Genomic DNA, 6,030 nt, shown 5'->3' on the forward strand with positions numbered 1-6,030 from the left:
CGCGCGTGGCGTCGCCGGGCAGGCGGGGATTCGACGACAGGGCCTGGCCCAGGCCTAGCCCAGGGGGCGGCCGGTGGCCACCGCGTAGAACGCGACGGCGGCCGCCGCGCCCACGTTGAGGGAGTCGACGCCGTGGGACATCGGAATGCGCACCCATTCGTCGGCGGCGACCAGGGCCTGCGTGGACAGGCCGTCGCCTTCCGCGCCGAGCATCAGGGCCACCCGGTCCATCCGGTGCGGGGCGGCCTCGTCAAGGGTCCTCGCCTTCTCGTCCGGGGTGAGTGCCAGGAGCGAGAAGCCGGCCTCGCGAACCGACTCCAGACTCTTGGGCCAGGTGTCCAGGCGCGCGTACGGCACCGAGAAGACCGCCCCCATGGAGACCTTGACACTACGGCGGTAGAGCGGGTCGGCGCAGTCCGGGGAGAGCAGGACCGCGTCCATGCCGAGGGCGGCCGCCGAGCGGAAGATGGCGCCGATGTTGGTGTGATCGTTCACGGATTCCATGACCACCACCCGGCGGGCGGACCGCAGCAGTTCCGCCGCCGTCGGGAGCGGCTTGCGCTGCATGGACGCGAGGGCGCCGCGGTGCACGTGATAGCCGGTGACCTGCTCGGCGAGCTCCGGGCTGACCGCGTACACGGGGGCCGGGAGCTCGTCGATGACGTCGCGCATGACGTCGACCCACTTGGCCGACAGCAGCATGGAGCGCATCTCGAAGCCGGCGTCCTTGGCCCGGCGGATGACCTTCTCGCCCTCGGCGATGAACAGGCCTTCGGCCGGTTCACGCTTGCGGCGCAGCTCTACATCGGTCAGGCCCGTGTAGTCACGCAGGCGCGGGTCGTCGGGATCCTCAACGGTGATGAGATCGGCCACAGGGTGATACTGCCTTGTCCTGGGTGTGGTGCCAACGGCTCGGACGGGACGGGTTACCCGCGGTTACGCGGGCGGGTGCGGACCAACGCCGACGACGGCGCCGATGACGATGACCGCCGGGGGCCTCACGTCCTCGGTACGCACGGTCTCGGCGACGGTCGCGAGGGTCGCGTCGACGCGCCGCTGCGCGGCGGTCGTGCCCTCCTGGACCAGGGCGACCGGGGTCTCCGGCGACCTTCCGTGGGCGACGAGCGTCTCCGCGATCTTTCCGATCTTGTCGACACCCATCAGGACCACGAGGGTGCCGGTGAGCTTGGCGAGCGACGGCCAATCGACCAGGGAACGCTCGTCGTCGGGGGCGACATGCCCGCTGACCACGGTGAACTCATGGGCGACGCCCCGGTGCGTGACGGGAATACCGGCCGCGCCCGGCACCGAGATCGAACTGGAGATGCCCGGGACGACCGTGCACGGGATACCGGCCTCGGCCAGCGCCTGGACCTCCTCCATGCCCCGGCCGAAGACGTAGGGGTCACCGCCCTTGAGCCGTACGACCGCCTTGCCCTGCTTGGCGTGCTCGATCAGCGCGTTGTTGATGGCCTCCTGGGCCATGTAGCGGCCGTAGGGGATCTTCGCCGCGTCGATCACCTCGACGTGCGGCGGGAGTTCGGCGAGCAGGTCGCGCGGACCGAGGCGGTCGGCGATGACGACGTCGGCCTCGGCGAGGAGACGACGGCCGCGCACGGTGATGAGGTCGGGGTCGCCGGGGCCGCCGCCGACGAGGGCAACTCCGGACGTGCGGGTGCGGTGGTGCGGGGCTACGAGCGTGCCGTCGCGCAGGCCCTCCACGACCGCGTCGCGGATGGCGGCGGTGTGGCGCGGGTCGCGGCCGCGCGCGTCCGTGGTGAGCACGGCCACCGTGACGCCCTCGCTGTGTCCGGTCGCCGGGGTCCAGGCGGTGGCCGCGTCGGCGTCGTCGGAGCGGACACACCAGACGTGGTGGCGTTCGGCCTCGGCGGAGGCCGCGGTGTTGGCCGCGGCGTCGCTGGTGGCGATGAGGGCGTACCAGGCGTCGGCGAGGTCCCCGTCCGCGTAGGGGCGCCGCTCCCAGGCGATCTCGCCCGCGTCCGCCATGGCCTCGACCGACGGGGTCGCCGCCGGGGACACGAGAACGATGTCCGCTCCGGCCGCGATGAGGGCCGGCAGACGGCGCTGGGCGACCTGGCCGCCGCCGAGAACGACCACTCGGCGGCCGGAGAGGCGGAGGCCTACGGGGTAGGCGGGGTGTTCGGCCATGAGGTGCGGCTCCTCGTGCAGGCGTGCGATGGGCGCGCTGCTCCGTCGGAGCGGCCCTGACGTGCGGATTTTAAGGTGCGGGCGGGACACACGGCTCGGGTGGTCCGATGGCTGAACACCGGACCACCTCTGCCGCGGGTCCTACTTCTCGGTCACTCCGGCCGAGTCGAACGTCGCCACCTCGTGCATCGCCCGTGCCGTGCTCTGCACCAACGGCAGGGCGAGCAGCGCACCCGTGCCCTCGCCGAGGCGCAGGTCGAGGTCGACCAGGGGGCGCAGTCCCAGCTTGTTGAGGGCGGCCACATGGCCCGGCTCGGCACTGCGGTGGCCCGCGATGCAGGCCGCGAGGACCTCGGGGGCGATGGCGCGGGCCACGAGGGCGGCGGCCCCCGCGCTGACGCCGTCCAGGATCACCGGCGTGCGCAGCGAGGCACCGCCCAGGAGGAGACCGACCATCGCCGCGTGCTCGAAGCCGCCGATCGCCGCGAGGACGCCGATCGGGTCGGCCGGGTCCGGCTGGTGGACCTCGATGGCCCGGCGGACGACCTCGGTCTTGCGGGCCAGGGTCTCGTCGTTGATGCCGGTGCCACGGCCGGTCACCTCGGCCGGGTCCGCGCCCGTGAAGACGGAGATCAGGGCCGCGGACGCGGTGGTGTTCGCGATGCCCATCTCACCGGTGAGCAGGGCCTTGTTGCCGGCCGCCACCAGGTCGCGGGCGGTCTCGATGCCCACCTCGATGGCCGCCTTGGCCTCCTCGCGGGTCATGGCGGGGCCGGTGGTCATGTCGGACGTGCCCGGACGGATCTTGCGGGGGAGCAGACCGGGCGTGGCGGGCAGGTCGGCGACGACGCCCACGTCGATCACGCAGACCTCCGCGCCCACCTGGTTGGCGAAGGCGTTGCACACCGCTCCCCCGCCGAGGAAGTTGGCCACCATCTGGGCGGTGACCTCCTGCGGCCAGGGGGTGACGCCCTGGGCGTGCACTCCGTGGTCGCCGGCGAAGATCGCGACGGCGGCGGGCTCCGGGATCGGCGGCGGGCACTGCCGGGACAGCCCGGACAGCTGCGCGGAGATGATCTCCAGCATGCCGAGCGCGCCGGCCGGCTTGGTCATGCGCTTCTGCCGCTCCCAGGCCTCGCCGAGCGCCTTGGCGTCCAGCGGGCGGATTCCGGCCACGGTCTCGGCGAGCAGGTCGTGCGGGTCCTCGCCGGGCAGCGCGCGACGGCCGTACGTCTCCTCGTGCACGACCCACGACAGCGGGCGGCGCTTGGACCAGCCGGCCTGCATCAGTTCGGGCTCGTCCGGGAACTCGTCGACGTATCCGACGCAGAGGTAGGCGATGACCTCCAGGTGCTCGGGCAGGCCGAGGGCGCGGACCATCTCGCGCTCGTCGAAGAAGCTGACCCAGCCGACGCCGAGGCCCTCGGCGCGGGCGGCGAGCCAGAGGTTCTCCACCGCGAGCGCCGCGGAGTACGGCGCCATCTGCGGCTGTGTGTGACGACCCAGGGTGTGGCGGCCGCCGCGGGTGGGGTCCGCGGTGACGACGATGTTCACCGGGGTGTCGAGGATCGCCTCGATCTTCAGTTCCTTGAACTGCTTCGCCCGGCCCTTGGGCAGCGACTTGGCGTAGGCATCGCGCTGGCGCATGGCCAGTTCGTGCATCGTGCGGCGGGTCTCGGCGGACCGGATGACGACGAAGTCCCAGGGCTGCGAGTGCCCGACGGACGGCGCGGTGTGCGCGGCCTCCAGCACGCGCAGCAGCACCTCGTGCGGGATCGGGTCGCCGCGGAAGCCGTTGCGGATGTCGCGGCGCTCACGCATGACCCGGAGGACGGCCTCGCGCTCGGCGTCGTCGTAACCGGGCGCGGCCGGGCCGGTGGACTGCCGTACTTCTGCCACTGCGGCCGTGCTCTCTTCCTGGTCGGCGGCCCTGGTCTCCAGATCCTCCGCCTGCTGTGCGACTTCGGGGTTGTGCTCCTCGTCCGGCGCGGTCGGCACGGGAGCAGATTCGGCCTCGCGGGGTGCGGGGACCGTGGCGACCTGCTCGTCCGGGGCCGCCGCTGCGGGCGGCTCCTGCGTGGGCAGGACCAGCGGGTGCGGCGGGGTCGGGGCCAGGTGCGGGGTGGTCGGCACAGTGCCCTCGACCGGGACGAACTGGCCCAGAGGCTGGTCCGGGTGCGGCTGCAGGGGGACGGCACCCTGGAGGAGGGCCGGGTCGCCGGGAGTGTCGGCCTCCGGGGTCCCGGGAGCGCTCTGGTCCCCGGCTGCCTGCGGCCCTGCCTCGGCGGCCGCGGGGGCAACCGTCGGCGCCTCCGGCTGAGCGGCGGCCGCGGCCGGTACGGCCTGCGGCTCCACGCCGGGCGCGGGCGGCTGCGGCTGGGCCTGCGGCTCGACGGCTTCGGACTCCGGCCGCACGGCACCGGCCGCGGGACCCGCGGTCTCCTGGGGCTGTACGACTACGGGGGCAGCTACGGGGACCGCCGCTTCGGCGGAGCGCAGGGCATCGGCCGGCAGTACGGCGGCATGCGGTTCGGCCACGACGGCCTGCGGCTCCTGGCCGGGCTCGGCCACGAGGTGCGCCTCCCCGGCCTGCGGCGGCTGCGTCGTGGCGGGGGCGGCCTGCGGGGTCTCCTCGGCTCCGGGATGTCCGGGCCGCGGGACCTCGGCCTGCGCGGCCGGCTCCGCCGCCACGGTCGGGGGGACGACGGGCACGGGGGTGCCGTCGGCCGGCGTCGCGGTCTGCACGCCGTCCACGTCGGGCGCGGAAGCCTCGGCCACCGGCGCCTGCGCGGCGGCGACGGGCTCGGGAGCCGGTACCGGCCCGGCCGCCGGGTCGGCGGCGACGGTTTTGGCCCGCTGCTGGACCGGACCGGCGCCGGCGGCCTCGGCGACGACACCCTGGACGTCCACGGGCTGCGCGGCATCCTGCGGGACACCGGCGTCGGCCGTCTGTGCCTGAGCCACGGGCGCGACCTGCTCCGGAGGGGCTTCGGCACCCTGAGCGGCGGACGGGACCTGCTCCGGAGCGGCTTCGGCATCCTGAGCAACGGGCGCGACCTGCGGCTCCTGCGGTGTCTCGGGGACCTGCGCGGCCTCGGGCTGCGGCACGGCCACGGCCTCCTGGACGCCCTGCGGCGCCCCCGTCCCGGCGGACGCGGGGACGGGGGAAGAAGGCCGGACACCCACCGCCGGCCGTGCGGTCTCCGGGCCCTGGACACCCTCGGCACCCGGCCCGGCCACCGGACCCTGGGCGGCGCCGGTCGCGTGGCCGGTCCGCGCGGCGTACACCCCGTCGTGACCGTGCGCGGTCTGCACACCGTCGTGCCCGTGCACCATCTGCGGAACCTCCCGCTCGGCGCCCGGGACGGGCTCCGCCGCAGGGGCCGGAGCGGCGGCGGCCGCGAGGCCCTGGGCCGGAACCGGCTCCACGGTGCCGCCCACGGCGGCGGCCTCCGTGGCGAGCCGGGCCACGGCGGCCTGGGCCGCGTCGGTCTGGGCCGCGTCGGTCTGACCCGCAGCCTGACCGGCGGCCGGCTCCGCAAGCGGAGCAACAGTTTCCGCTTCCGCGGCCGGGTCCTGTGCGCCCACCTCTGCCACCGGAGCCACGGACGTCTGCACCGCTCCCCAGGGCGCCGCGCTCTGCGGGGCCAGGTCGCGCAGGGCCTGGACGTCGAGGTACTCGGGGCCGGTGGTCGGCGGCCCGGACTGCCGTACCGGCGCGCCCGCGGGGCCGCGGTCGGCCAGGGAGCGGACCGGGCTCGCGGAGGCGTCGGGGATCGGCGGACCCAGGTGCAGCGGGCGGCGCGGGGCCGGCGTCGCGCTCTGCTCGTGCGGCGCCGAGAGGATCGGGGACGGCGGGAC

The 6,030-nt window shown here is 75.0% G+C and carries 3 protein-coding genes; all 3 read right to left on the reverse strand.

Going from position 1 to position 6,030, the window contains the following annotated elements; translation table 11 throughout:
• Positions 1–54 precede the first annotated feature (54 nt).
• Positions 55–873 (reverse strand): TrmH family RNA methyltransferase, encoded by an 819-nt coding sequence (locus ACFW2E_RS39460; RefSeq protein WP_384474678.1) that lies wholly within the window; start codon positions 871–873, stop codon positions 55–57.
• 63 nt (positions 874–936) lie between these two features.
• Positions 937–2,169 carry a uroporphyrinogen-III C-methyltransferase gene (gene cobA, locus ACFW2E_RS39465; RefSeq protein ID WP_384474681.1) on the reverse strand — a complete coding sequence of 411 codons (1,233 nt, stop codon included), beginning with the start codon at positions 2,167–2,169 and terminating at the stop codon, positions 937–939.
• A 141-nt stretch (positions 2,170–2,310) separates the two neighbouring features.
• The coding region (gene cobT / locus ACFW2E_RS39470; protein WP_384474684.1) for a nicotinate-nucleotide--dimethylbenzimidazole phosphoribosyltransferase at positions 2,311–6,030 on the reverse strand (3,720 nt) is incomplete at its 5' end.

This window comes from Streptomyces sp. NPDC058964, from assembly GCF_042741275.1.
Lineage (GTDB): Bacteria > Actinomycetota > Actinomycetes > Streptomycetales > Streptomycetaceae > Streptomyces.